The sequence below is a fragment of the Plantibacter sp. CFBP 8804 genome, from assembly GCF_014841225.1.
In the GTDB taxonomy this organism is placed as follows: domain Bacteria; phylum Actinomycetota; class Actinomycetes; order Actinomycetales; family Microbacteriaceae; genus Plantibacter; species Plantibacter auratus.
Map to the genome: position 1 here is coordinate 50586 of NZ_JACYTU010000008.1, position 26205 is coordinate 76790.

Consider the following 26205-nt stretch of genomic DNA (forward strand, 5'->3'; position numbering starts at 1 on the left):
GTTCGGATGAGTGACAAATCCGCAACCGAGAACGCGCTACGCTCGTGCATGGCACGGACTCGACCCGCCTCGGCAGGTCGGGTCAGGAACGCGGATTCGCAAGGGAGCGAGACACACACGATGAGCACTCAGATCGACAGCCTGCTGCACGAAGACCGACGATTCCCACCGTCGGAGGAGTTCGCCGCGCAGGCGATCGCCAGCGCCGAGCTCTACGAGCGGGCGTCGAGTGACCGGCTCGCCTTCTGGTCCGATCAGTCCCGCGAGCTCCTCACGTGGAGCAAGCCGTTCACGAAGACCCTCGACTGGTCGAACCCTCCCTTCGCGACCTGGTTCGACGACGGCGAGCTGAACGTCGCCTACAACTGCCTCGACCGGCACGTCGAGGCCGGCAACGGCGACCGCGTCGCCCTCCACTGGGAGGGCGAGCCCGGCGACACCCGCACGATCACCTATGCCGAGCTCACGGCCGAGGTCAAGCGCGCGGCCAACCTGTTCACCAGCCTCGGCGTCGAAGCCGGCGACCGGGTCGCCATCTACCTGCCGATGATCCCGGAGGCGATCGTCTCGATGCTCGCCGTCGCGCGCATCGGCGCGGTCCACTCGGTCGTCTTCGGCGGGTTCAGCGCCGACAGCCTGCGCTCCCGCATCGACGACGCGGAGGCCAAGCTCGTCATCACCGCCGATGGCGGGTACCGCAAGGGCAAGGTCTCCGCGCTCAAACCCGCCGTCGACGCGGCACTCGCGAGCCGCGGCGAGCTGCCCGAGCAGGCGACCGTGGACCACGTGCTCGTCGTCCGTCGCGGCGAGAACGAGGTCGACTGGACGGCCGGACGCGACCTCTGGTGGCACGAGGCCATCGCCGACGCCGAACCCGAGCACGAGGCGCAGCCCTTCCCCGCCGAGCAGCCGCTCTTCATCCTCTACACCTCCGGCACCACCGGGAAGCCGAAGGGCATCCTGCACACCTCGGGCGGCTACCTGACGCAGACGGCGTTCACCCACAAGAACGTCTTCGACCTGCACCCCGAGACCGACGTGTACTGGTGCACGGCCGACATCGGTTGGATCACCGGTCACAGCTACGTCACCTACGGACCCCTCGCGAACGGCGCGACGCAGGTGCTCTACGAGGGAACGCCGGACGCCCCACACCCGGGACGCTGGTGGGAGATCATCGAGAAGTACGGCGTGAGCATCTTCTACACCGCTCCGACGGCGATCCGCTCCTTCATGAAGCTCGGTCGCAAGATCCCGAAGCAGTTCGACCTGTCGTCGCTCCGCCTGCTCGGCTCGGTGGGTGAGCCCATCAATCCCGAGGCGTGGATGTGGTACCGCAAGATCATCGGCAACAAGGTCGCGCCGATCGTCGACACCTGGTGGCAGACGGAGACCGGGGCGATCATGGTGTCGGCCCTCCCCGGTGTGACGTCGACCAAGCCCGGCAGCGCGCAGGTCCCGATCCCGGGCATCGCCATCGACGTCGTCGACGACGCCGGTGACGCGGTCGGTGCCGGCGGCGGCGGACTCCTGGTCGTGACCGAGCCCTGGCCGTCGATGCTGCGCGGCATCTGGGGCGACCCCGAGCGGTTCAAGGAGACCTACTGGGAGAAGTTCTGGGACGTCGAGGGCGGTCCGTTCTACTTCGCCGGCGACGGCGCCCGGCTCGACTCGGACCGCGACGTCTGGCTGCTCGGCCGCGTCGACGACGTCATGAACGTCTCCGGGCACCGACTCTCCACCGCTGAGATCGAGTCGGCGCTCGTCGCCAACGAGATGGTGGCCGAGTCCGCCGTGGTCGGTGCGGCCGACGAGACCACCGGGCAGGCGGTCGTCGCCTTCGTCATCATCAAGGAGTCCCACCTCGAGCAGGCGTCCGGACTCGCGGACATCACCGGGGCACTCCGCAGCTGGGTCGGCGAACAGATCGGTCCGATCGCCCGCCCACGCGAGGTCTACCTCGTGAACGAACTGCCGAAGACGCGCTCGGGCAAGATCATGCGTCGTCTCCTGCGCGACGTGGCCGAGGGCCGCGAGGTGGGCGACACCACGACGCTCGCCGACACCACGGTCATGCAGATCATCACCGACAAGATGGTCAAGAGCACGTAAGTCCTCGCAGCGTCGCAGCAGGAGATCCGCTCCGCAGCAGGAGAACGTAGTCACGTTGGTCCTGCTGCGGGGCGGATCTCCTGTGCTCCACAGGGCAGACTCGCGGGCACCTCATCCCCAGCACTCCTGAGTGGGGCATGTGGCCGCCCCCGGCCCGCGAAGCTGAGGTGATGGACCTCACCCCGTGGATCGACCGGCGCGACGGGATCGTGCATCGTCTCGACGCGCTCGATGCCGGAGCGACCAAGCACGGTATCGAACAAGCAAAGCAATCAGGCTCGGTCCGAGTCGTGAGACGTAACTGGCTCGTGACCGAGGCGTGTGATCCTCAACTCCTCTTCGCGGCGACGCGCGGAGGACGATTGACGTGTCTGACGATCGCCGGTCGTCGCGGCTGGTGGAACCTGGCTGACGGGTTCGTCCACCTCTCCGTCCCTTCGACGTCTGCAGCGACGACTGAAGCAGGGCTGCGGCTCCATTGGAGCGCGACACCGGCGCCGGTGTCCACCCGCACACTGGTGCAGCCACCGGTGAATGCGCTCGTCCACATCGCCGAGTGCCAACCGTTCGAACGCGCGCTCGCGGTCTTCGAATCGGCTGTCCGCGTCGGCGACGCCGACCTCGACCGACTCAGACTCATACCGATCCGTTCCCGACGGTTCAGCAGAGTGATCGACCGCGTCAGCCACCTCTCCGACTCGGGCATCGAGTCGATACCGCGCATCCGTCTCGCGCGGATCGGCATCCACATGAGCCAGCAGGTCGTGGTCGACGGTCACCGGGTCGACGGACTCATCGGCGAACGCCTCATCCTGCAGTTCGATGGACACGCTCCTCATCAGGATGCGTCACAACGGAGCCGCGATCTCGCGCAGGATCGCCGTCTCGCGCTGTCCGGCCACACCGTCCTGCGGTTCAGTTACCGGCAGGTCATGCACGAGTGGACACTCGTCGAGCGCGAGATCTCAGACGCGATCGCGCAAGGCAGGCATGAGTGGTGAACGCAGGAGATCCGCTCCGCAGCAGGATGAACGTGGTTACGTTCTCCTGCTGCAGAGCGGATCTCCTGTTGTGACGCCGCGCGCTACGCGAACTCGACGATGAGCTCCACCTCGACGGGCGAGTCGAGCGGCAGGACGGCGACGCCGACGGCGGAGCGGGCGTGCACGCCGAGGTCGCCGAAGATCTCGCCGAGGACCTCTGACGCACCGTTGATGACGCCGGGCTGGCCGGTGAACGCCGGGTCGGAGGCGACGAAGCCGACGACCTTCACGATGCGGGTGACGCGGTCGAGCGAACCGATCTGGCTCTCCACCGCGGCGAGCGCGTTGAGGGCGCACGTCCGGGCGTAGGTCTTGGCGTCCGCAGGCGAGACGAGCCCGTCGCCCTCACCCACCTTGCCGGTGGCGGGGAGCTTGCCGTCGGTCATGGGCAGCTGGCCCGAGGTGAAGACGTGCTCGCCGGAGACCACCGCTGGGATGTAGGCGGCGACGGGCGGGACGACGGTGGGCAGGGTGATACCGAGCTCGGCGAGTCGGTCGGCGATCTGGGACATGGGGGTTCCTCCGGGACGTCGGGTCAGTCGGCGATGGGGCGCTTGAGGTAGGCGACGAGCCCACCCTCCGGACCGGTGACGACCTGGACGAGCTCCCAACCCTCCCCGCCCCAGTTGTTCAGGATGGCAGCCGTGTTGTGGATCATCAACGGCGTGGTGAGGTACTCCCAGCGGGTCATGTCTCTCCTCGATCGGGCGCTCCGCACGGAGAGGCGGAGGCGCAGGGGATGTTCATGGCGAGCCCCAAGTGAAGCTCGCTCACAGTTTCCCCGCTTACCTTCGATCCTATGCCTGAACCACGTACCCCCGCGAAGACGGTCGCGCAGAGCGTCCTCGGCTTCGTCGGCTTGAGCGTCGCCGCCGGTGTGCTCGCCACCGCCGCGGTCACCCCTGCCATCGCGATGACCGGTCTCGCCACCTCCACGGGCATCTCCGTCTTCGACGGCCTCCCCGACTACCTCCAGCTCGACTCGCTCGCCCAGAAGTCGAGCATCTACGCCAAGGACTCCGCCGGCAACCCGGTGCTCCTCGCCTCCTTCTACGACCAGAACCGGATCGAGGACAGCTGGGACCAGATCTCCCAGTTCGCGAAGGACGCCGCGGTCTCGGCTGAGGACCCCCGCTTCTTCGAGCACGGTGGCATCGACCTCGCGGGCACCGTCCGCGCGGTCGTCAACAACGCCGCCGGTGGATCGACGCAGGGTGGCTCCTCGATCACACAGCAGTACGTGAAGAACGTCCTGGTGCAGAAGGCCGAGGCGATCCCCGACAAGAAGGAGAGCGACGCGGCCTACGAGGAGGCGACCGCGACGACCCCGGAGCGCAAGCTCAAGGAGATGCGACTCGCGATCGGCCTCGAGAAGACGTACGGCAAGGAGGACATCCTCCGCGGGTACCTCAACATCTCCGGTTTCGGCGGACGCGTCTACGGGATCGAGGCGGCGTCCAACTACTACTTCAACACCACGGCCGCGAACCTCACGCTGGAGCAGGCGGCGACGCTGCTCGCGATCGTCAACAACCCCGAGAACCTCAGGATCGACAAGCCCGACAGCGCTGACAACGGCGCGGCGAACGGCTACGCCCTGACGAAGACGCGACGGGACTACGTCCTCGACCAGATGCTCAAGGAGCAGAAGATCTCGCAGGAGCAGCATGATGCGGCGGTGGCGATCCCGATCACCCCGACGATCGTGCCTCCCGTCACCGGCTGTTCCGCGGCCGGGTCGTCCGCCTACTTCTGCGACTACGTGACCCAGGTGCTGCAGAACAACGAGATCTTCGGCGCCACCCAGGACGAACGGTGGACGAACTTCAAGCGCGGCGGGTACAGCGTCTTCACGACCCTCGACCTCGACCTCCAGAACGCATCGCAGGCGGCCATCGACGAGTACGTCCCGAAGACGACCACGGAACTCGACCTCGGCGCCGTCTCGGTGAGCGTGCAGCCCGGGAGCGGGCGGATCCTCGCCATGGCCCAGAACAAGGACTACTCGCAGGATCCCGATGTCCTCGCGACAGGCTCCAACTACAGCGCGATCAACTACAACACCGATCAGGCCTACGGTGGATCGGCGGGCTTCCAGCCCGGGTCGACGTACAAGATCTTCACCCTGACGGACTGGCTGAAGTCAGGCAAGGGCGTCAACGAGTCGATCAACGCGAACCGCAGATCCGACTGGGGCACCTTCACCAACAGTTGCGTCCCGGGTGGGACGGAGCAGGCGGAGGCCGGGTGGAGTCCGCGGAACGACGAGGGCGAGTCGGGGTCGTACACCGTGAGACGCGCCACGCAGCAGTCGATCAACACCGCGTTCATCGCGATGGCGCAGGAGCTCGACCTCTGCGACATCAGCAAGACCGCCGAGTCGATGGGCGTGCACCGTGCCGACGGCGCGCCACTGAACAACTCCCCCGCCACCGTGCTCGGCACCAACGAGGTCGCTCCGCTGAGCATGGCGACCGCCTTCGCGACGCTCGCCGCCGGCGGCAAGACGTGCGACCCGATCGCGATCGACTCGATCACGAAGCCCGACGGGTCGACTGCCGAGGTCCCCTCCGCGAACTGCCGCCAGTCGGTCGATGCGAAGGTGGCGGCCGCGGCCGACGACGTCCTCCAGGGCGTCGTGTCGAGTGGTACCGCGTCCGCCTCGGGCGCCCGCACCGACGGCGTCGGTGAGTTGATCGGCAAGACCGGCACCACCGACAACGCCGAGGCGACCTGGATGAGCGGTGCGAGCACGACCGTCGCGACGGTCGTCGGCACCTTCAACGTCAGCGGACACGTCAACCTCCGCGACACCTACATCGACGGCACCCAGGTCGCGTCCATGCGGCACTACATCTGGCCGGAGGTCATGTCGGCCGCGCTCGCCAAGTACCCGGGTGGCGACTTCCCCGCGGCCGATCGCGCCACGCTGCAGGGCGACGGTTCCGGCAGCAGCGGCGAGGACTCGACCCCCGCTCCGACGCCGACGAGCGACCCGACGCAGGCACCGAGCGAGGCGCCGACACCAGCGCCGGGCGACGGCGGGGACACCGACGGTACTGGCGAGAACGGCGGCCCAGCAGCCCCGGGGAACGGTAATGGGAATGGCGGCGGTGGCGGGAACGGCAACGGGAACGGCTCACCCGGGTGATCGAATGCGGCTGCCGGTCTGACGCCGACCGGCAGCCACCCCGCGCCGTCCGGCGGCAACGATCGGGTTTCAACGCGGCGCTGAGCGGGCCTTTTTCAGGATTGTCGCTTAGCATCGATCCATGCCTCAACAACATCGCACGGCCACCGGTGTGCTCGGCGGCTTCCTCGGCTTTCTCGGCCTGAGCGTCGCAGCGGGTGTCCTCGTCACCGCCACGGTCACCCCGGCCCTCGCCGTCACGGGGATGGCGACCAACAGCACGATCAACGTGTTCGACGGTCTGCCCGACTACCTGGCGCTCGACGAGCTCGCGCAGAAGTCCAGCATCTACGCGACCGACAGCGCCGGCAACCCGCAGCTGCTCGCGTCCTTCTACCAGCAGAACCGCATCGAGGTCGGCTGGGACCAGATCAACCAGTTCGTCAAGGACGCGGCGGTCTCGGCTGAGGACCCGCGCTTCTACGAGCACGGCGGTGTCGACCTCACGGGTACGATCCGAGCCGTCGCGATCAGCGCGACGGGCCGCGACCTGCAGGGTGGTTCGTCCATCACGCAGCAGTACGTGAAGAACGTGCTCGTCCAGAAGGCCGAGGCCATCACCGACGAGGCCAAGATGAAGGCCGCGTACGAAGAGGCGACGAAGGCGACCCCTGAGCGCAAGCTCAAGGAGATGCGCATGGCCATCGGCCTCGAAAAGCGCTACGGCAAGCAGGACATCCTGCGCGGCTACCTCAACATCGCCGGCTTCGGCGGCCGCACCTACGGCATCGAGGCTGCGGCCAACTACTACTTCGCAACCTCCGCCGCCAATCTCAACCTCGAGCAGGCCGCGGCGCTCATGGCGATCGTCAACAACCCGGAGACCCTGCGTCTCGACCGTCCCGAGAGTGAGACCAACGGCGCAGCGAACGGGTACGCGCTCACCCTCGACCGGCGGAACTACGTCCTCGATCAGATGATCAAAGAGGGCAAGATCACGCAGGAGCAGTACGACGTCGCCATCGCGACGGCCATCACGCCCACCATCAACCCGGCGAGCACGGGTTGCCAGACGGCCGTCAACGTCGTCGCGGGCGCCGGGTTCTTCTGCGACTACGTCACCCGCGTGTTCCAGAACAACCCGATCTTCGGAGCGACCGAAGACGAGCGCTGGGCCGCGTTCAACCGTGGCGGTTACAGCGTGTTCACGACGCTCGACATCGAGGTCCAGAGCGCTGCACAGGCGGCGATCGACGAGCTCATCCCGCGGGTGAGCGACCAGCTCGACATCGGCGCGGTCGCCGTGACGGTCGCGCCCGGCTCGGGTCGCATCCTCGCGATGGCGCAGAACAAGGACTATTCCAACGACCCCGACGTCCTGGCGACCGGAGCGAACTACTCCGCGGTCAACTACAACACCGACGTCGATTACGGCGGTTCCACCGGCTTCCAACCCGGATCGACGTACAAGACCTTCACCCTCGCCGAGTGGCTCAAGGAAGGCCACGGGCTGAACGAAGGTGTCGACGGCCGGAAGCGCTCGCCTTGGGGAACCTTCAAGGACTCCTGTGCCGACGGTGGCACCGTGTACGCCGGTTCCGACTGGAACCCCGGTAACGACGAGGGCGGCAACGGTGGCCAGTACACCGCACTGCAATCGACGAAGCAATCCATCAACACCGGGTTCATCGCGATGGCGAAGCAGCTCGACCTCTGCGGCATCCGCAAGACCGCAGAGTCCATGGGCGTGCACCGCGCCGATGGCGGTCCCCTCCTGCAGTCTCCTGCGACGGTCCTCGGTACGAACGAGGTCGCGCCGCTCAGCATGGCGACGGCCTTCGCGACCTTCGCCTCGGGCGGCACCACGTGCGACCCGATCGCGATCGACCGGGTCGTAAAGCCCGACGGCACCGACATCCCAGTTCCCTCGGCGAACTGCCGGGTCGGACTCGAGGCCAATGTCGCCGCCACGGCGAACGTCGCACTTCAGGCGACCTTCAACGGCGGTACGACGAGCTCGTCCCGCATCGGCGACGGCATCCCGCTCATCGGCAAGACGGGTACCACCGACAACAACGAGGCCACCTGGATGAGCGGCGCGAGCACGAAGGCGGCGACCGTCGTCGGCGTGTTCAACGCGACCGGCCACGTCAACCTCCGCCGCACCTACTTCGACGCCGGTCAAGCCGCGACGATCCGACACAAGATCTGGCCGCGGGTGATGGAAGTCGCCAACGCCAAGTTCGGTGGCGAAGCGTTCGGCGACCCCGACCCGTCGCTCATCAACGGTCAGTCGATCCAGGTGCCCGATGTGGCAGGGAAGACGATCGAGGAAGCGCAGAAACTCCTCGAGGACGCGGGCTTCGGCTTCGCGAACGGTGGCGCGGCCGACTCGGTGCTGCCCGCGGGGCAGGCGGCGAGCACCAACCCGGCCGGCACTGTCCCGAAGGGTTCGATCATCACCGTCTACACGAGCAATGGGCTGCTTGCTGCCGTGCCTGACGTGAGTGCTGCTGCGAGCTATGAGGACGCGAGGGCGGCGATACAAGGCGCCGGGTTCGCGAACGTCGGACAGAAGTGTGTGGTCGACCCTGCGGCGGCGACGCCGAAGGTCACCGGGGTCGACCCCCCGGCAGGGACGGCGGCTCGCAAGGACGGCAAGATCACGGTGACGGTCTCCAAGACCAGCTGTTAGCGTCCTGACGCCAGCACGGAGGGCCCGATCGGATTCGATCGGGCCCTCCGTCGTCTGCGCGGGGCCCGCTCCGGGCGTCTTCGGAGGGGCCAGCGGGTACGCTCGTGGGACGGTCGGCACCACTCGGCGACCGAGAAGGAGACGAGCGATGGCGGCACCCATGAGCACCGGCGGCAGACTCGGAACGGCAGCGGCCGTCGTGGCAGGCCTCGGGGCCCTCACCTTCGGGTACGCGTCGGTGATCGAGCGCAACGCCTTCGCGCTGCGCAGGGTGACCGCTCCGGTCCTCCCGCCCGATGCTGAGCCGATCACCATGCTGCACCTCTCCGACCTCCACATGGCGCCCTGGCAGCGCCGGAAGCAGGCCTGGCTGCGGTCACTGGCTGATCTCCGGCCGGACGTCGTGATCAACACGGGCGACAACCTGGGACATGAGCAGGGCATCGACGGGATCCGGGCTGCGCTCTCGGTGTTCGCCGGGGTTCCGGGGGCGTTCGTGCACGGCTCGAACGACTACTACGGCCCGACCGCGAAGAACCCGTTCAAGTACTTCACGCAGACCTCCTCCAAGCACGTCTCCCCGACGACGCTCGACACGGGCGCGCTCGAGCGGTTCTTCATGGACGAACTCGGCTGGATCGACCTCAACAACGCGGTCGGTGAGATCTCGGTCCGCGGGACCCGCCTCGACCTGTTCGGAGTCGACGACCCACACAAGCACTTCGACCGCCTGGACACCTTGACGGCGCTCATCGACGAACGGCTGGACGCTGAGACGCTGGAGACCGACGACCCGTCGCTGGCGCACACGGTGACGGTGGGCGTGATGCACGCTCCGTATCGTCGGGTGCTCGACGCGTTCGTGACGCAGGGTGCGCAGTTCATCTTCGCGGGGCACACCCACGGCGGTCAGGTCTGCGTGCCGGGCTACGGTGCGCTCGTGACGAACTGCGACATCCCTCGCAAACAGGTGAAGGGGCTCAGCGTCTGGCGCCACGCCCTCCGCTCGGCGTACCTGAACGTGTCGGCTGGGATCGGGACCTCCATCTACGCGCCAGTGCGATTCGCCTGCCGGCCGGAAGCGTCGCTCGTGACGCTCCTTCCCCGTCGCACGGTGGTCTGACCGGGCCCGACTGCCCTTCGACAGGCTCAGGGACCAGGACTCTCTGGACCAAGCACCCTCCGCCGGTCGCTGAGTGCCATCCGCCGGTCACTGAGCTTGTCGAAGTGCGCCCTTCGACAGGCTCAGGGACCAGGACCCTCTGGACCGAGCACCCTCCGCCGGTACCGAGCACCGTCCGCTGGTCCCGAGCGCCCTCCGCCGGTCACTGAGCTTGTCGAAGTGCTGCCCTTCGACAGGCTCAGGGACCGGGAATCTCCGGGCTTTGCTGTCGGGGTAGCGGGATGTGCAAACCGCCAGCCCGGGGAAACAGAGAAGCCCGGCCAGACGATTTCTCGTCTGACCGGGCTTTGCTGTCGGGGTAGCGGGATGTGCAACCCGCCAGCCCAGCAGACCGCCAGCCCGGGGAAACAGAGAAGCCCGGCCAGACGATTTCTCGTCTGACCGGGCTTGTACTGTCGGGGTAGCGGGATTTGAACCCACGACCTCTTCGTCCCGAACGAAGCGCGCTACCAAACTGCGCCACACCCCGATGGCCCGAAGGCCTTGTCTAGGATAGCCGATTTTTCAGCGGCTGTTCGCCACTTCCTGGAATCGGTTGATCCCGGACCGGATCAGCCGGGCGCCGCCATCGCCGCCCGGCCGATCCGTGATCTCACGCCTGCTGGCGGCGACGCACGACCACGGTACCGAGCGCGGCAGCACCGACGGCGAGGAGCCCTCCGGCCACCCACGGGAGGGCGGTTCCGGCGAACCCGGTGTCGGCGAGGGCGTTGCCCCCGGCAGACGGGTCGGATGCCGATGCGGCGGCCGCAGCGGCGTCCGCGGGGTCCAGGACGGTGAAGTCGGACGAGTCGGTCACGGCACCCTGGGTCGCGGTCAGCGTGTAGGTGCCCGCGGGGTCAGCAGCCGTGTCGATGGAGACCTGGATGTCGCCGGTCTCGCCCGCGACGGTCGACAGCGTGCGAGCGGAGACACCGGCTGCGGAGGACTCGATGGTGATCGACACCGTCTGGTTCGCCGCCCAGAAGTCCGAGCACGAGTACGAGACGGCCGCGCCGCGCGCGACGCTCGCCGGCGTGATCGAGTTGCAGCTGCCAGGACCGTAGCTGTCGCCCTCGAGCGCGTTGGCTGCGGTGGGCAGCGCGACGACGGCGAGGAGGACGAGTGCGGCGGCGGAGAGAGTTCGTTTCATGTGCGGGCCCCTAGGTGTGCGGATGGCGCATGCGCTGCGTGATGCGACATGCGGACACGGCCTGGAGCCGAGCGCTGATCACTCGTGGCCTCCATGGCCGTCATCATGCTAGGGCAGCCGCCATCTCGCCAGGGCTGGAAAACCGCGGAATTCCGCGGATGTGACCACCTTTGGGGGTACGACCTGTCCGCCTGACGCCAAGCCGGGCGAGGACCGTGCCACGCCGAAGCCCAGGAGGGTGAGATGCCCTCCGGTCAGGCCGTGGTCCGAGCGGACGACCGCTCGGACCACGGATCCCGACTGACGGATCAGGCCGTCTTGCGGCGACGGATCGCCATCGCACCGATGACGCCGACACCCACGACGAGGAGGCCTCCGCCGATCCACGGCAGGGCTCCACCGTCGAAGCCGGTCGAGGCGAACTCGCGCTCCGAGACCTGGAACGAGGCGCTCTCGGTGGTCGCGCCCTGGGTCGCCGTGACCATGCAGGTGCCGGAGGCGGTCTTGCTGGTCTCGATCGTCACCGCGAATGCACGGGCGGCGTCGGTGTTGAACGTGCCGGACGTCGGCACGGCGCTCTGCTCGGCGGCCTGCTCGGTCGCGCCGGCGGTGTTGGGCTTCGCTGCGGGAATGCTGCAGCCGGGCCCGGCGACGGTGACCGTCACCGGAGTGCCGGGATCGAAGGTGCCGTCGCAGCGGAAGACGGTCGACTCCCCCTGGGTCACCGACACCGGTGTGAGGGTCGCACAGCCGGCAGGGCCGTAAGTGGACGAGTCGGTCGCTGCACTCGCGGCGGTCGGGGCCGCGAAGACTGCCAGGAGGCAGAGCGATGCTAGGGCAAGGGTGCGCTTCATGTTGATATCCCCAAGGAACGTCGAATACCCCCTGCGTCCGCCGATTTCGGGTGGGCGTCCGCGCGAGGTTCCCCAGGGTCACGAATTCGGGTGCGTGGCTTCCTGCGGTGTTGTCATGCTATGTCAGGAGCCGCACCGAGGGAAGGCTGAAATGGTCGTTTTGCCCGTGATTCCGGGGGTTGTGACCAGGTTTGGGGGTACGTCGGAGGCCTTCGGAGCGAGCACCGTGAAGACGAGTTCCGTTGTCGCCCCCGGAGTGAGGGTCACGTCGGTCTGGGCGTAGAGACGACCGTTCGGGTCGGTCACGGCCTTGACCGGCAGGTCCTCGCCGTCGCTCGCACCGAGCAGGGTTGCGCCCAGCGGACCGTGGATCACGACGCGCGTCGCGATGTCTCCCGCGGGGGTGCCGAAACGCCCGCCCGCGGTCACGTAGTCCGGCAGGGAGGTCGCGGCATCCGCCGGCGCAGTGGACGTCAGGGTGACGGCGACGACGTATTCGGCGCCGTGCTTCGTGCACCGGGCGTCGCGGATGTCGACGTTCGTCTCCAGGTAGTAGTCCATCTTCGCGCGGGTCAGGTCCTCGAGGTAGACCCCGGTGTAGACGGCCGCGTCGTCGGTCGTCGGCGGGATCCCGGCGAGGCTCGTCTGGGCGATCAACGCCTGTTCGGCGGGGACCGCACTCCAGACGTGGAGACGGTTCTCCGCGCCGGACTCGGACAGGGCCTGGACGAGCGCGGCGGGGTCGGGCGAGCGGGAGATCATGCCCTCGAACACCGCACCCGAGACCGCGGCGAAGAACGCGTCCTGCACGAGCCGGTCCGGGAACCGGGCGTAGACGTCGCTCAGCAGCGTCTTCGCCGCGTTGTCGGCGGTGAGCTCGGTGCCGTCCGGGAGGGCGACGGGCCCGGTCGCCTCCAGCAGGTGCGCGAGGACGTAGGGATCGACGGCGACCACGGTGTCGATGGGCACGCCGAACACCTGGGTCCCCATGGCTGCGGCGAGTTCCCCGGTGCGACTGAAGTCGACCGTGAGGTTGGTGTCCTGGATGTACCGGCCGAGGTTGTCGGTGTAGACGTTCTGCTCGAACGGGGTGAGCGGCAGCACGGGGGCCGGGAAGCCGGAGAAGTCGTCGCTCCCCCGGGTACCGACGAAGGAGATGACGCCCTTCTCCGCGTGGATGAGGGCCACCGCCCCGGCGATGCCGCCACTCGAGCGCAACTCCGCGTTGTTCTGGATCATCACCATGATGTTCCGAGGCCCGGCCCCGCCCGCCATGTCCGGCAGGAGCGCCGTGGCCCGCGCGGCGGTGTCGAGCATCGTGGACGCACCGGTGATCGTCCGGGTGAGCTTCTCGACGGCGTCGGCGACCACCGGCAGCGCACCGTCCGTGCCGATCGTGTCCACACGCCCGGCGATGGCGTCAGCCGCTACAGCCGCCTCGGCCACGGTCGGCGCGACGGCGCGGAGCGGCTCCGTCGCGATCGAGCCGTCCCCGGGGAGCAGGGACGACAGGTTGACGTGATCCGCGATCTCGACGACCTTCGGCACGACATCGACCGCGACGTCATCGGTCGCAGCGGCAGCCTGTCGCACCGCGGAGAAGTTCACGCCGAGGAACGGGACCGCCTCGGCCGCCCGCCAGATGGGATCACTCGTCAGCGACACCGCCTCGCCGGTGTGCTTCGTGAGGGCACGCTGCGTTGCCTCGGTGCCGCTCGCGTCACCCTTGAGTACGGCCGACTGGAGCGACTTCGCCTCCGACTGGGCGGCTTCGAGCGCGTTCTTCGCCAGGGATGCCCGGATGCCGAGCCAGGCTCCGAGCGCGAGGACGACGAGGAGGACGGCGAGTGCGATCCACCACAGACGCGAACGCCGATGGCCGGGCAGGCGGATGCCGGCCGTCGCCGGGCGTGGGTCAGCCAAGAGTGCTCCTTGTTCGGGTAGGCACAGCCTAACCGCCGGATGACGGCCTCCGAGGGTCGGTGCACGCCCCCTTTCAGGGGTGGACGGCGCATGCGCCGACCGGGCTCCCGGCCACTCATGGCCTACGATTGCGGGATGCCGTCAGCACGCTCGTCGACCGATCTGGAGCCGCACCGCAGATGACCCGCACGCCGCGCATCGTGATCGGGATCCTGCTGCTGCTCTGCCTGTGCGTCATGCTCGGCATCGCGTTCTGGCCGACACCCGTCGACGCCGACGGCCGGACGACACTGCTGGCGATCCTCGATCGCTTGCAGGCCGCTGGCGCGCCGCCCTGGTTCGACTACCGCTTCGTCGAGTCGGCCGCGAACGTCGTGCTGTTCATCCCGCTCGGCACCTTGCTCGCTCTGGAGCTGCCGTTGCGGCTCTGGTGGATCGCACCGCTGACGACGACCCTGTTCTCGGTCGCGATCGAGCTCGGACAGACCCTGCTCCCCGAACGCGTCGCGACGATCGCCGACGTCTACGCCAATGCGGCCGGAGGGCTGCTCGGCGCGACGATCGTGCTCGTCGTCCGGCTACTCGTCACCGGTCACGGACGACCGAGACCGACGTAACGCCACCCGGCGCCCCGCCAGGCGTCCACGTCGAGGCAGTTGCGTCCGTCCACGATCGTCTTGCCCGCGGTCAGCTCGGCGACGGCCGAGGGGTCCAGGGCGCGGAACGCCTTCCACTCGGTCACGACCACGACGATGTCCGCGTCCGTCACGGCCTCTTCCGCCGAGTCAGCGAACGTCAGCTGCGGGTGGAGCCGACGCGCGTTGGGGACGGCTTCCGGATCGAAGGCGAGCACCTTCGCACCCAGTCCGTTGAGGCCGACGGCGACGTCGAGGGCCGGCGAGTCTCGGACGTCGTCGCTGTCGGGCTTGAACGCGAGCCCGAGCACCGCGACCCGCTTCTGGTAGGCGCTCCCGCCGAGCTCCTCGACGACGAGGTCGATGACGCGCTGACGACGACGCAGGTTGATCGCGTCGACCTCCTTGAGGAAGGCCACCGACTCCCCACGACCGAGCTCCTCGGCGCGAGCGGTGAAGGCGCGGATGTCCTTCGGCAGGCAGCCGCCGCCGAACCCGACACCGGCGTTGAGGAAGCGGCGACCGATCCGGGCGTCGTAACCGATCGCGTCGGCGAGCTCCGTGACGTCGGCGTCGGTGACCTCGGCGATCTCCGCCATCGCGTTGATGAAGGAGATCTTCGTGGCGAGGAACGCGTTCGCGGCGACCTTCACGAGCTCCGCGGTCGAGTACCCGGTGGCGACGAGCGGCGTGCCGGTCGAGAGTGCCTGGGCGTAGACCTCGTCGAAGGCGGCTCGCGCGACGGCGGCGTCCTCGGGAGCCGGCGGCAGCCCGTACACGAGTCGGTCGGGCGCGATGGTGTCCTGCACGGCGAAGCCCTCCCGCAGGAACTCGGGGTTCCAGGCGAGCACGGCGCCGGTCGGGGCGACGAGTTCCGCCAGGCGCGCAGCGGTGCCGACGGGGACGGTCGACTTGCCGACGACGACGTCGCCTGCCGACAGGTGCGGCAGGAGGGCCGTCACCGCGGCGTCCACATAGCGCAGGTCGGCCGCGTTGGAACCGGCCTTCTGCGGCGTGCCGACCGCGACGAAGTGCATGGTCGCCCCGGCCGCGTCGGCCATGTCCGTGCTGAACCGCAGGCGGCCCGACTCGACGCCAGCCAGCAGCAGCTCCGGCAGGCCGGGCTCGAAGATCGGCGAGCGTCCGGCGGCGAGCGCCTCGATCTTGGCCGGATCGACGTCGATGCCGACGACCTCGTGCCCGATCGATGCCATGGCGGCCGCGTGCACGGCCCCCAGGTAGCCGCAGCCGATGACGGAGAGCTTCATGCGTGTGATCCTTCGCTGATGGGAGGTGCGGTTGGCGTGCTGGACAGGCGACCGCCGGACTCCTGCAGGTAGCAGACGCCGCAGAGCGATTCATAGGTGACGGTGGTGCCGTCGATGGCGACCTGGTCGCCGTCGAACACGAAGGTGTCGCCGAACCGACGGCCGTTGAAGATCGCCTTCCGACCGCACCGACAGATCGTCTTGAGCTCCTCGAGGCTGTGGGCCACCTCGAGGAGGCGGCGGCTCCCGGGGAACGCGACGGTCTGGAAGTCGGTCCGGATGCCGTAGGCGAGCACCGGGATGCCCTCGAGCAGCGCGATGCGGAGGAGGTCGTCGACCTGTTCCCCGTGGAGGAACTGGGCTTCGTCGACGAGGAGGCAGCTGACGTCCTCGCCGGTCTCCTGCACGACGCGGCGACGGTGCTCCGCGAACACCCGGACGGCGTCGTCGTCAGGACCGAGCAGGAAGTCGGCGTCGCGGGTCACACCGAGGCGACTGACGATGGCGGCGTCGCCCTTCGTGTCGAGCGAGGGCTTGGCGAGGAGGACGCGGTGGCCGCGCTCCTCGTAGTTGAACGCCGCCTGGAGCAAGGCGGTGCTCTTGCCGGAGTTCATCGCCCCGTATCGGAAGTACAGTTTCGCCACCAGGCAAGCTTAGGGTTCCAGGGCTGCACCTGTCGCATCCGACGAGGGGCCGGGCGAGCACCCGTGCGGCGGCTACAGCGAGATGTCGAGGGCCTCGGCGGTGCTCTCGAGGACCTTCGCGGCCGTCTCGGGGACGTCGTTCAGCGTCGAGCCGTAGGTCGGGATCATCTCGCGGAGCCTCGGTTCCCACGCGGCCATCCGGTCGGGGAAGCACTTGCGCAGGACGTCGAGCATGATCGGCACGGCCGTCGACGCGCCGGGGGAAGCGCCCAGCAGTCCCGCGATTGTGCCGTCCGCACCCGTGATGACCTCGGTGCCGAACTGCAGGACCCCGCCCTTTGCCTTGTCCTTCTTCATCACTTGGGCGCGCTGCCCGGCCTCGATGAGGTACCAGTCCTCGTCCTTCGCCGTCGGCAGGAACTCGCGGAGGCTGTCCATCTTCTGCTTGCGGGACTGCAGGAGCTGCCCAACGAGGTACGTGATGAGGCTCGGGTTGTCCTTCGCGACCGCCAGCATCGGGAGGAGGTTGTGCGGGCGCACCTGGGTGACGAGGTCGAGCATCGATCCGCGCTTGAGGAACTTCGGGCTGAACGTCGCGTACGGGCCGAAGAGGAGGCTCGCCTGGCCGTCGACGACGCGGGTGTCGAGGTGCGGGACCGACATCGGCGGGGCACCGACCGAGGCCTGGCTGTAGACCTTGGCCTGGTGCTTCGAGACCACCGCGGGGTTGTCGGTGCGGAGGAACTGCCCGCCGATGGGGAAGACGCCGTAGCCCTTGATCTCGGGGATCCCGGACTTCTGCAGCAGCTTGAGCGCCCATCCGCCGGCGCCGACGAAGACGAAGCGGGCGTTGATCTCCATCGGTGATCGTCCGAGCGTCTGGCGGCCTCGGATGCGCCAGGTGCCGTCCTTCAGCCGCTTGAGCGACCGGACCTCGTGATTGGTGCGGACGTGCGTGTTCGGAGCTGCGCCGAAGAGCTTGTGCGTCAGCGAACCGAAGTCGACGTCGGTGCCTGCGGTGATCCGGGTGGCCGCGATGCGTTCGCCGACGGCACGACGGTTGATGAGCAGTGGAGCCCACTCGGCGATGACGGCCGGGTCCTCCGAGAACTCGATGCCGGCGAAGAGCGGCTGATCCTTCAGCGCCTCGTAGCGCTTCCGCAGGTATTCGACGTCCTTGTCGCCGCGCACGAACGTCATGTGCGGAGTCGGGTTGATGAAGGTGTCGGGTGCGCCGAGCAGGCCCTCCTCGACGAGGTGCGACCAGAACTGACGGCTGAGCTGGAACTGCTCGTTGATGCCGATGGCCTTCGCCGGGTCGACGTGGCCGTGGGCGTCCTGCGGCATGTAGTTGAGCTCACACAGCGCGGCGTGGCCCGTCCCGGCGTTGTTCCAGGGGTTGGAGCTCTCGAGTGCGACGTCGCTCAGGCGCTCGTACACCTCGACCTTCCAGTCAGGCTGCACCTGGTGGATGAGGGCGGCGAGCGTGGCGCTCATGATGCCACCACCAATGAGGGCTACGTCGATGGTTTCGGTCACCAGAGCAGTCTAGTCGCGGCGAGGCCCGAGCTCTCCACCCGCGTGCTGTCGCTGATCGCGTGCTGTGAGATCGCTCGATGTCGAGACACTTCGCCCCGACTGTCTGCCCGCCGGCTCAGCGTCCGGGGAGCGCGGGGGTGAGGGCGTCGAGCTCCTCGAGCATGCGCTGCGCGAGGTGCGCGTACCCGGCGTCGCTCGGGTGGAGGCCGTCGGCGGAGATCCACGTCGCCGGGTCCTCGTCCAGCCAGTGCGACGCCCCGGAGATGTAGTCGGCCCCGATGGTGTCGGCGGCGTCGTGCACCCAGCCGATGATCTGTTCGACGGACGCCGGTCGCTCAGCGGTGTACCACCAGGGCTCCACCACGATGATGCGGGTGCCGGGCAGCCCGTCGCGCAGCCGCTGGAACTCCGGCAGGATCGCGTCCTGGATCGCCTGCTCGTTGCCGGTCCACTCGAAGTTGTCGTTGATGCCGAGCGCGACGATGAGGACCTCGGGGTGCTGCGCGATGACGTCGGCCGTGACATCGCCGACCTTGTCGCGCTTGCGGACGAAGCCGAGACCCGGGTAGCCGGCGTTGTACTCCGTCCAGCCCTCGGCCTTCGCGACGAGCGAGGACCAGCGGGCGGCCGGCGACGATGCGGCCGAACCCTTCGTGTACGAGTCGCCGTAGAACGCGACGAGTGGTCCGACCGCGACCTCGGAGCCGGCCGTGTCGGCGCGGGCGACCGTCGTCTGCTGGACGTCGGCACGCAGGCCACTCACGGTGATCACCGCGGTGACGGCGATGGCCGCCGCGATGAACGCGGCCAACCACCGTCGGCGCAGGCGTGGTCGCTGGCGGGCCATGTCGTCGTCCCCGATCGGGTGGAGGGAGGGCCGGTCAGACCGCTGCGGGCTGTGCGAGCAGCTCGGCGGCGACGATCTCGGCGATCTGCACCGCGTTGAGGGCGGCACCCTTGCGGAGGTTGTCGTTCGAGATGAACAGCGCGAGGCCCTTGCCGGCCGGGGCGCTCTGATCCGGACGGATGCGCCCGACGAACGACGGGTCTGCACCGGCGGCCTCGAGCGGCGTCGGCACGTCCGACAACTGGACGCCCGGTGCGTCGCTGAGCAGCTCGATCGCGCGTTCCGGCGACAGGTCGCGCGAGAACTCGGCGTTGATGGAGAGCGAGTGGCCGGTGAAGACGGGCACGCGTACGCAGGTGCCCGACACGAGCAGCTCGGGGAGTTCGAGGATCTTCCGGCTCTCGTTGCGGAGCTTCTTCTCCTCGTCGGTCTCGCCCAGACCGTCGTCGACGATCGAGCCGGCGAGCGGGATGACGTCGAAGGCGATCGGGGCGACGTACTTCTCGGGAGCCGGGAAGTCGATCGCCGAACCGTCGTGGACGAGTCGGGTGAGGTCGCCCTGGGCGACCGCGGCCTCGATCTGGCCGGCGAGTTCAGCCGCACCGGCGAGCCCGGACCCGGAGACCGCCTGGTAGGTGTTGACGATGAGGCGCGTGAGCCCGGCCTCGGCGTCGAGGACCTTGAGGACCGGCATGGCCGCCATGGTCGTGCAGTTGGGGTTCGCGACGATGCCCTTGACCGCGTCCTTGATGGCGTGCGGGTTCACCTCGCTGACGACGAGCGGGACCTCGGGGTCCATCCGCCACGCGCTCGAGTTGTCGATGACGAGCGCACCCGCAGCGGCGAACCGCGGAGCCTGCGTGCGGGAGCCGGTCGCGCCGGCCGAGAACAGGGCGATGTCGATGCCGCTCGGGTCGGCCGTCTCGACGTCCTCGACCACGATGTCCTGGCCACGGAACGGGAGCGTCGTGCCCGCCGAGCGAGCCGTCGCGAAGAAGCGGATCTCGCTGATCGGGAACTCGCGTTCCTCCAGCAGGCGGCGCATGACCTTGCCGACCTGACCGGTCGCTCCGACGACACCGACACGTACACCGTTGCTCATGGGGATTCCTCTGGTTTCAGGGGGGGTTGTTGTGAACCATCTTGCATCAGGATCGGCGGGGCTGCGCCCGTCGGTCCTTGGTCGGCTTGGTCCCGGAGCCTGTGGACGAGTCGGCTCAGCGGCCGGTGCCGCCGTGGACGACGGCTTCGTCCTCGCCGTCGAGACCGAACGCGGAGTGGACCACGTTGGCGGCCTTGTTGAGGGTGTCGGCACGCGTCACGACCGAGATGCGGATCTCGCTGGTCGAGATCATCTCGATGTTGATGCCCGCTGCGCTGAGCGCCTCGAAGAGCTTCGCCGAGACGCCGGTGTTCGTGCGCATGCCGGCCCCGACGAGGGCGAGCTTGCCGATCTGGTCGTCGTGCTGGATGGCCGAGAAGCCCACCCGCTCCTGCTCGGCTGCGAGCGCGCGGAGGACCTGCTGCGCCTCGGGCTTCGGCAGGGTGAACGAGATGTCGGTGACGCCGGAGACGGCGGTCGACACGTTCTGGACGATCATGTCGACGTTGCCGCCCGACTTCGCGACGATCGTGAAGATCTCCGCCGCCTTGCCCGGCAGGTCGGGGACACCGACGACGGTGATCTTCGCTTCGCTGAGGTCGGTCGCGACTCCGGCGACGATGGGCTGCTCCATGGGTGCCTCACCTGCTCCTGGGTTGTTGCGGCTCGCGTCGTTGAGGACGAGCGTGCCTTCGTTGTTGTTGAAGGACGACCGGACGTGGAGCGTCACGCCGTGGCGGCGTGCGTACTCGACGGCGCGGATGTAGAGGACCTTGGCGCCCGAGGCCGCGAGCTCCAGCATCTCCTCGCTGGAGATGCGGTCGATCTTTCTGGCTTTCGGGACGACGCGGGGGTCGGAGGTGAAGATGCCGTCGACGTCGGTGTAGATCTCGCAGACGTCGGCGTCGAGGGCGGCGGCGAGCGCGACGGCCGTGGTGTCGGAGCCGCCGCGACCGAGCGTGGTGATGTCGCGGGTGTCGCGGTTGAAGCCTTGGAAGCCGGCGACGATGACGATCGCGCCGTCGTCGAGGGCCTCGCGCAGGCGCACGGGGGTGACGTCGACGATGCGCGCGGCGCCGTGCTGGGCGTCGGTGATCATGCCGGCCTGGCTGCCGGTGAAGGATCGCGCGACGTAGCCCATGCTGCTGATCGCCATCGCGAGGAGCGCCATCGAGATGCGCTCGCCGCTGGACAGCAGCATGTCGAGTTCGCGGGGCGCCGGGATGGGCGTCACCTCGTGGGCGAGGTCGAGCAGTTCGTCGGTCGTGTCGCCCATCGCCGAGACGGCGACGACGACCTCGTTGCCCGCTTTGCGGGTCTCCACGATGCGCTTCGCCACGCGCTTGATGCTCTCGGCGTCCGCGACGGAGGACCCGCCGAACTTCTGCACGATCAATGCCATCGGATCTCCTGGGGAAGTCGGTGCGGGCACGAGCGGCCCAGCGATCATCCTACCCATCCGGGCATTCCGCGCCGTTCATGTGACGAAGGGCACCCTCACCCGCTCCGGGGCAGGAGATCCGCCCCGCAACAGGACGCTTCGGCCCGTTCGGTCCTGCTGTCGCGCCGATCTCCTGCGGTGGGGAGGCGAGTGGGCCTCGGTAGGGTTGGCCTATGCAGCAGGAAGACGCGCGGGTGCTCGCGACGGTGCGACGCCTCTGGCAGGGGCTCGCCTCGCCGACCGCGCGATTCTCCGCCGGCCGCGTCGCCGTCGTCGTGAACGCCGGCTCGATGGCGTGCCCGCCCGGATGGATCGGCGTCGTCGAGATCGACGGGAGCGCCCTCGCGATCGTGCCCGACGAGGACACCGCCAGGCGACTCGCCATCGAGGACGAATCACCGAGGAGCGTCGGGACGGTCGGGTTCCTCCGCTCGCGCGTGCAGGTCGCCGAGGTCCTCGGGCCGGCGACGCTCGACTACCTGCTGCCCGGGCGGTTCCGACCGGCCGAGGAGATCGACGTGGTGGCGAGTAAGGCGAGTGACCCCGCCATCGAGTCGCTGCTGTCGAAGGTGGGCGACGACGAGGCCTCGGAGAGCGGGATCTTCGGCATCACCTCGCCGCTGTTCTCGGTGCGCGAGCACGGTCGGGTCCTCGCCGTCGCCGGCTACCGGTCGTGGCCGTTGGGCGTCGCGCACGTGACAGCGTTGACCGCCCCGGAGGCTCGCGGGACCGGTCTCGCGACCCGACTGGCCTCGACCGCGGTCGAGCATGCCCTCGCGGCCGGACTCCTCCCCCAGTGGCGGGCCGCCGACACGAACCCCGGCTCTCGCGCCGTCGCCCGCAAGCTCGGCTTCTCCGCGATCGGCCGGCAGCTGTCGGCCCGCCCGGTGGTCGCCGAGTGGCCGGCGCCCTCCGCCGACGCCTGAGGCGCGCCCGGCTGCCCCAACTCAGGAGTCCCTCGGCACGGCGGAACCCACCAGCCCCGACACACCGGACGACTCCTGAGAAAGGACCGATCGGGAGCAGACCCCTCGCCCGGCAAACAGACCCGCGCCTGACCCCGGCCGTGCTGCCCCAACTCAGGAGTCCGTCGGCGCGGCGGAACCCACCAGCCCCGACACACCGGACGACTCCTGAGAAAGGGCCGATGGCAAAAGGGGTGGGGGGCGGGCGACGAGGCGGGGTGGTCAGCCGCTGACGACGGTGCGACCCTCGAAGGCACGACCGAGGGTGACCTCGTCGGCGTACTCGAGGTCGCCGCCGACGGGGAGACCGGAGGCGAGGCGCGTGATGCGGATGCCCATCGGCAGGAGCAGCCGGCTGAGGTAGGTCGCGGTCGCCTCCCCCTCGAGGTTCGGGTCGGTCGCGATGATGACCTCGGTGACGGTGCCGTCGGCGAGGCGCTGCATGAGGCGACGGATGTTCAGGTCGTCGGGGCCGACGCCGTCGATCGGACTGATCGCGCCGCCGAGCACATGGTAGAAGCCGCGGAACTCACGCGTGCGCTCGATGGCGACGACGTCCTTCGGCTCCTCGACGACGCAGATCAGAGCCGGGTTACGGCGCGGGTCGCGGCACACACTGCAGAGGTTCTGCTCGGAGATGTTGCCGCAGATCTCGCAGAACTTGACCTTCTCGCGGACGACGGTGAGCAACTCGGCGAGCTTCGACACGTCGAACGACTCCGTCTGGAGGATGTGGAACGCGATGCGCTGCGCCGACTTCGGACCGATACCGGGCAGCCGCCCGAACTCGTCGATCAGATCTTGGACGATTCCCTCGTACATGGCCTACCGCCCTCCGGAGCGCGGCTCGTGCGGCTGCTCCTCGATGAATGTGGCACCGAGGAGCTCGCGGACGACGCTCTCGCCGTACCGGTTGTCGCCCGCGGGGTGGGTGGTCGGCACCGGAGGCGCCTGGCGCATCCGGACCGGGGGCTGCGGGCGCTGCTCGGCGACGGGCGCCGCAGGCGGTGCGGCCTGCGGGGAGCCGGCCGGAGCTGCTGATGGCGCGCCGGCAGCAGGGGATGGAGCAGGGGCCGACGACTCGAACGGGTCGGGGTAGGGCGGCTCGTCGTCCGGCGGCGGTGCGTCGTCGTCGGACGGGATCGAGACGACGTCCCAGGTGACGGTGCGCGAGCCGAGCGCGTCACCGTTGGACGGGCCTCGGGCGGGTGCCTGCTGGCGCGGCGGGGTCGACGGCTGGCGCTGCGCGGGTGAGCCGGCCGGCGTCCCGGGGGCTCCGGATCCGGCGGGTCGCCCGGGCTGCCCTTCGACAGGCTCAGGGACCGGAGACGGCCGGGTCGACGAGGCAGGCGCAGAAGACGGGGTGGGCCCTTCGACAGGCTCAGGGACCGAGGAGGGCTGCGTCGACGAGGCAGGCGTGGGAGACGACGTGGGCCCTTCGACGGGCTCAGGGGCCGGAGACGGCCGGGTCGACAAGGCAGGCTCGGGCGATGACGTAGGCCCCTCGACAGGCTCAGGGACGGGAGACGGCTGCGTCGACGAGGCAGGCTCGGGCGATGACGCGGGCCCTTCGACAGGCTCAGGGACCGAGGACGGGCGGGTCGCCGAGGCAGGCTCCGGCCCTTCGACAGGCTCAGGGACCGAGGACGGCTCGGGCTCGTCGGCCGGCGGCGCGACCGTCGCCCACGAGGAAGCGGACACGGAGGTCTGCTTCTCGACCGGGGCGGTGACCGACGACGCAGCAGCCGACGGATCGGCGTTCGTCGGCTCGGCCGCTGGGGACTCGCCGCCGGCTGGTGCGACGGTGGGCCACGAGGAGCGGGATGCCGACCCGCCGCTGATGTCTGCCGACGACGGGGCTGCAGGGGCGGGGACGGTCTGCGGCAGGCTCGGGGTCGACCAAGCGGACGACTCCGATGACGGAGCACTGGTGGCGGGCGCAGAGGCCCGCGGTGCCGGCGGCTCGTCGGCACCGGCGACCTTGGCGAGGTACTTCACCCGCACGCCGAGGACGTCGAGGACCGCCGTGCGCAAGACCTCCGCGACACCGGTGCCGGGCGCGTGCCGTGCCTTGAAGTCGTTGAGGTCGCTGTTGTTCGCGAAGACGAGCGTGAGGACGTCGTCGTCCGAGTACCCGCCGACCTGGGTGTTGACGACGATCATCCAGGCCTTGCGGTCGGCCTTCTCGACCCGCGCCACGATCTCAGGCCAGGCGTCGCGGATGTGCTGCAGGGTGACCGGGCCGACGCGGGGGGCGGCGGGGGTCGGTGCGGTGGTCTGCGCCGGGTCGGACTCCTGCGCCGGTCGACGGTCGGGGGCCGCGGACGGGCCGGAAGCTGCGGACGGGGCGGCAGCCGGGGCGGAGCTCGCCGCCGTGCTCGCGGGGGCCGCGCTGGCGGGGACCACGGTGGCGGGGGCCGGAGCGCGGTCGGCGACCACGGGCTGCGCCGAGACCGCGGCCTGACCGCCCTCGGCGGCAGCACCGTCGACACCGATGCGACGCTCGAGCCGCTCCACCCGGGCCAATGCACCACGAGCGGAGTCGTCGGCTGCGGGCACGAGGATGCGCGCCATCATGAGCTCGAGGTGGAGCCTGGGCGACGTCGCGCCCGTCATCTGGGTGAGCGCCTCGTTCACGACGTCGGCCGTGCGCGACAGCTCGGCGATGCCGAACGCCCGCGCCTGGGCGAGCATCTTGTCGAGTTCGTCCTGCGGGAGCCCACGGAGGACCGCCGCCGCGTTCTCGCCCGTGGCGGCCACGACGATGAGGTCGCGGAGTCGCTCGAGCAGGTCGTCGACGAAGCGGCGTGGGTCTTGGCCGGTCTGGATGACGCGGTCGACGGTACTGAAGGCTGCACCGGAGTCGCGGGCGGCCAGGGCGTCGACCACTTCGTCGAGCAGGGCCGTGTGGGTGTAGCCGAGCAGGGCGACCGCGCGCTCGTAGTCGACGGAGTCGCCCTCGGACCCGGCCATCAGTTGGTCGAGCAGGGACAGCGTGTCGCGGGCGGAACCGCCACCGGCCCGGACGACGAGCGGCAGCACGCCGGCCTCGACACCCACGTGCTCGCTCTCGCACAGCTGCTGGACGTAGTCGAGCATCTGCGCAGGCGGAATGAGCCGGAACGGGTAGTGGTGGGTGCGGGAGCGGATCGTGCCGATCACCTTGTCGGGCTCGGTCGTCGCGAAGATGAACTTCACGTGCTCCGGCGGCTCCTCGACGATCTTCAGCAGGGCGTTGAAGCCCTGCGGGGTGACCATGTGCGCCTCGTCGAGGATGAAGATCTTGTAGCGGTCGCGCGCGGGCGCGAAGATCGCGCGCTCGCGGAGGTCGCGGGCGTCGTCGACACCGTTGTGGCTGGCCGCGTCGATCTCGACGACGTCGAGCGAGCCGGAGCCGTCGCGGGAGAGGTCGACGCAGCTCGCGCAGACGCCACACGGGGTGTCGGTCGGGCCCTCGGCGCAGTTGAGGCAGCGGGCGAGGATGCGCGCGGACGTCGTCTTGCCGCAACCGCGTGGACCACTGAACAAATACGCGTGGTTGACGCGGTTGGTGCGCAGGGCCGTCATGAGGGGATCGGTCACCTGCGCCTGACCGATCAAGTCGGCGAACGTCTCGGGCCGATACCGGCGATACAGAGCTGTGACCACCCACCAATGGTAGCCGTCGCCCCCGACATCGGAGTCGGGGATCG

General features: G+C 69.1%; 20 protein-coding genes and 1 tRNA gene. 7 read left to right on the top strand and 14 right to left on the bottom strand.

All coding sequences use genetic code 11. From position 1 onward, the window contains the following. Positions 1-120: 120 nt before the first annotated feature. On the top strand, positions 121-2112 hold the full coding sequence (gene acs / locus IFU11_RS14245) for an acetate--CoA ligase (protein WP_192019357.1): 1992 nt from the start codon (positions 121-123) through the stop codon (positions 2110-2112). 170 nt (positions 2113-2282) lie between these two features. Further along, positions 2283-3113, top strand: coding sequence for an endonuclease domain-containing protein (locus IFU11_RS14250; RefSeq protein ID WP_164486979.1), 831 nt, complete (start codon positions 2283-2285; stop codon positions 3111-3113). 83 nt (positions 3114-3196) lie between these two features. Here IFU11_RS14250 and IFU11_RS14255 read toward each other — a convergent pair whose 3' ends face one another. Then, positions 3197-3667 carry a RidA family protein gene (locus IFU11_RS14255; RefSeq protein ID WP_079706877.1) on the bottom strand — a complete coding sequence of 157 codons (471 nt, stop codon included), beginning with the start codon at positions 3665-3667 and terminating at the stop codon, positions 3197-3199. 23 nt (positions 3668-3690) lie between these two features. Beyond that, positions 3691-3846 carry a hypothetical protein gene (locus IFU11_RS14260; protein ID WP_162852301.1) on the bottom strand — a complete coding sequence of 52 codons (156 nt, stop codon included), beginning with the start codon at positions 3844-3846 and terminating at the stop codon, positions 3691-3693. A gap of 108 nt (positions 3847-3954) precedes the next feature. On the opposite strand from IFU11_RS14260, the gene IFU11_RS14265 reads away from it, so the two are divergent. The 3 genes from IFU11_RS14265 (at position 3955) to IFU11_RS14275 (ending at position 10103) form a co-directional block, all read left to right on the top strand. Continuing rightward, positions 3955-6306 carry a transglycosylase domain-containing protein gene (locus IFU11_RS14265; RefSeq protein WP_191941636.1) on the top strand — a complete coding sequence of 784 codons (2352 nt, stop codon included), beginning with the start codon at positions 3955-3957 and terminating at the stop codon, positions 6304-6306. A 121-nt stretch (positions 6307-6427) separates the two neighbouring features. Continuing rightward, positions 6428-8980, top strand: a complete 2553-nt coding sequence (locus tag IFU11_RS14270; protein ID WP_191941637.1) for a transglycosylase domain-containing protein — start codon at positions 6428-6430, stop codon at positions 8978-8980. A 148-nt stretch (positions 8981-9128) separates the two neighbouring features. Further along, positions 9129-10103, top strand: a complete 975-nt coding sequence (locus IFU11_RS14275; protein WP_244631813.1) for a metallophosphoesterase — start codon at positions 9129-9131, stop codon at positions 10101-10103. 455 nt (positions 10104-10558) lie between these two features. Here the strand turns inward: IFU11_RS14275 and IFU11_RS14280 are convergent. From IFU11_RS14280 to IFU11_RS14295, 4 genes are all read right to left on the bottom strand, one after another. After that, a tRNA-Pro gene (locus tag IFU11_RS14280) sits at positions 10559-10632 on the bottom strand. 123 nt (positions 10633-10755) lie between these two features. Then, a complete protein-coding gene (locus IFU11_RS14285; protein WP_137243715.1) occupies positions 10756-11295 on the bottom strand; it encodes a hypothetical protein in 540 nt (179 codons plus the stop codon). Positions 11296-11603: 308 nt separating this feature from the next. Beyond that, positions 11604-12149 carry a hypothetical protein gene (locus IFU11_RS14290; protein ID WP_137243716.1) on the bottom strand — a complete coding sequence of 182 codons (546 nt, stop codon included), beginning with the start codon at positions 12147-12149 and terminating at the stop codon, positions 11604-11606. A 123-nt stretch (positions 12150-12272) separates the two neighbouring features. Then, entirely contained in the window at positions 12273-14072 is a 1800-nt protein-coding gene (locus IFU11_RS14295; RefSeq protein WP_192019358.1) for a DUF4012 domain-containing protein, read from the bottom strand. 179 nt (positions 14073-14251) lie between these two features. Here IFU11_RS14295 and IFU11_RS14300 point away from each other — a divergent pair, with 179 nt between their 5' ends. Beyond that, complete coding sequence (locus IFU11_RS14300; RefSeq protein WP_192019359.1) at positions 14252-14689, top strand: VanZ family protein; 438 nt, start codon at positions 14252-14254, stop codon at positions 14687-14689. Here IFU11_RS14300 and IFU11_RS14305 read toward each other — a convergent pair. From IFU11_RS14305 to IFU11_RS14330, 6 genes are all read right to left on the bottom strand, one after another. After that, positions 14665-15975, bottom strand: coding sequence for a UDP-glucose dehydrogenase family protein (locus IFU11_RS14305; protein ID WP_079003131.1), 1311 nt, complete (start codon positions 15973-15975; stop codon positions 14665-14667). The two genes, IFU11_RS14300 and IFU11_RS14305, sit on opposite strands and share 25 nt — an antisense overlap. Beyond that, positions 15972-16619, bottom strand: a complete 648-nt coding sequence (locus IFU11_RS14310; RefSeq protein ID WP_191941641.1) for a thymidine kinase — start codon at positions 16617-16619, stop codon at positions 15972-15974. The genes IFU11_RS14305 and IFU11_RS14310 overlap by 4 nt, the downstream gene beginning before the upstream one ends. A 72-nt stretch (positions 16620-16691) precedes the next feature. After that, positions 16692-18158: a malate:quinone oxidoreductase gene (locus IFU11_RS14315; protein ID WP_192019360.1), complete on the bottom strand. Its 1467-nt coding sequence runs from the start codon at positions 18156-18158 to the stop codon at positions 16692-16694. Between the two features lie 115 nt (positions 18159-18273). Then, on the bottom strand, positions 18274-19005 hold the full coding sequence (locus IFU11_RS14320; RefSeq protein ID WP_192019361.1) for an SGNH/GDSL hydrolase family protein: 732 nt from the start codon (positions 19003-19005) through the stop codon (positions 18274-18276). 34 nt (positions 19006-19039) lie between these two features. Beyond that, positions 19040-20107 carry an aspartate-semialdehyde dehydrogenase gene (locus tag IFU11_RS14325; protein WP_192005618.1) on the bottom strand — a complete coding sequence of 356 codons (1068 nt, stop codon included), beginning with the start codon at positions 20105-20107 and terminating at the stop codon, positions 19040-19042. Between the two features lie 115 nt (positions 20108-20222). Next, positions 20223-21509 (bottom strand): aspartate kinase, encoded by a 1287-nt coding sequence (locus tag IFU11_RS14330; RefSeq protein ID WP_079706865.1) that lies wholly within the window; start codon positions 21507-21509, stop codon positions 20223-20225. Between the two features lie 212 nt (positions 21510-21721). Here IFU11_RS14330 and IFU11_RS14335 point away from each other — a divergent pair, with 212 nt between their 5' ends. Further along, positions 21722-22474, top strand: coding sequence for a GNAT family N-acetyltransferase (locus IFU11_RS14335; protein WP_137243723.1), 753 nt, complete (start codon positions 21722-21724; stop codon positions 22472-22474). A 261-nt stretch (positions 22475-22735) separates the two neighbouring features. Here the strand turns inward: IFU11_RS14335 and recR are convergent, their stop codons facing one another. After that, complete coding sequence (gene recR, locus IFU11_RS14340) at positions 22736-23335, bottom strand: recombination mediator RecR (protein WP_056014479.1); 600 nt, start codon at positions 23333-23335, stop codon at positions 22736-22738. A 3-nt stretch (positions 23336-23338) separates the two neighbouring features. After that, the gene (locus tag IFU11_RS14345) at positions 23339-26161 is read right to left on the bottom strand and encodes a DNA polymerase III subunit gamma and tau (protein ID WP_137243724.1); all 2823 of its coding nucleotides are present in this window, start codon (positions 26159-26161) and stop codon (positions 23339-23341) included. Positions 26162-26205 lie beyond the last annotated feature (44 nt).

Coding starts and splice junctions, on each gene's coding strand:
- acs (WP_192019357.1), top strand. CDS start 121: ATGAGCACTCAGATCGACAGCCTGCTGCACGAAGACCGACGATTCCCA.
- IFU11_RS14250 (WP_164486979.1), top strand. CDS start 2,283: ATGGACCTCACCCCGTGGATCGACCGGCGCGACGGGATCGTGCATCGT.
- IFU11_RS14255 (WP_079706877.1), bottom strand. CDS start 3,667: ATGTCCCAGATCGCCGACCGACTCGCCGAGCTCGGTATCACCCTGCCC.
- IFU11_RS14260 (WP_162852301.1), bottom strand. CDS start 3,846: ATGACCCGCTGGGAGTACCTCACCACGCCGTTGATGATCCACAACACG.
- IFU11_RS14265 (WP_191941636.1), top strand. CDS start 3,955: ATGCCTGAACCACGTACCCCCGCGAAGACGGTCGCGCAGAGCGTCCTC.
- IFU11_RS14270 (WP_191941637.1), top strand. CDS start 6,428: ATGCCTCAACAACATCGCACGGCCACCGGTGTGCTCGGCGGCTTCCTC.
- IFU11_RS14275 (WP_244631813.1), top strand. CDS start 9,129: ATGGCGGCACCCATGAGCACCGGCGGCAGACTCGGAACGGCAGCGGCC.
- IFU11_RS14285 (WP_137243715.1), bottom strand. CDS start 11,295: ATGAAACGAACTCTCTCCGCCGCCGCACTCGTCCTCCTCGCCGTCGTC.
- IFU11_RS14290 (WP_137243716.1), bottom strand. CDS start 12,149: ATGAAGCGCACCCTTGCCCTAGCATCGCTCTGCCTCCTGGCAGTCTTC.
- IFU11_RS14300 (WP_192019359.1), top strand. CDS start 14,252: ATGACCCGCACGCCGCGCATCGTGATCGGGATCCTGCTGCTGCTCTGC.
- IFU11_RS14305 (WP_079003131.1), bottom strand. CDS start 15,975: ATGAAGCTCTCCGTCATCGGCTGCGGCTACCTGGGGGCCGTGCACGCG.
- IFU11_RS14320 (WP_192019361.1), bottom strand. CDS start 19,005: ATGGCCCGCCAGCGACCACGCCTGCGCCGACGGTGGTTGGCCGCGTTC.
- IFU11_RS14325 (WP_192005618.1), bottom strand. CDS start 20,107: ATGAGCAACGGTGTACGTGTCGGTGTCGTCGGAGCGACCGGTCAGGTC.
- IFU11_RS14330 (WP_079706865.1), bottom strand. CDS start 21,509: ATGGCATTGATCGTGCAGAAGTTCGGCGGGTCCTCCGTCGCGGACGCC.
- IFU11_RS14335 (WP_137243723.1), top strand. CDS start 21,722: ATGCAGCAGGAAGACGCGCGGGTGCTCGCGACGGTGCGACGCCTCTGG.
- recR (WP_056014479.1), bottom strand. CDS start 23,335: ATGTACGAGGGAATCGTCCAAGATCTGATCGACGAGTTCGGGCGGCTG.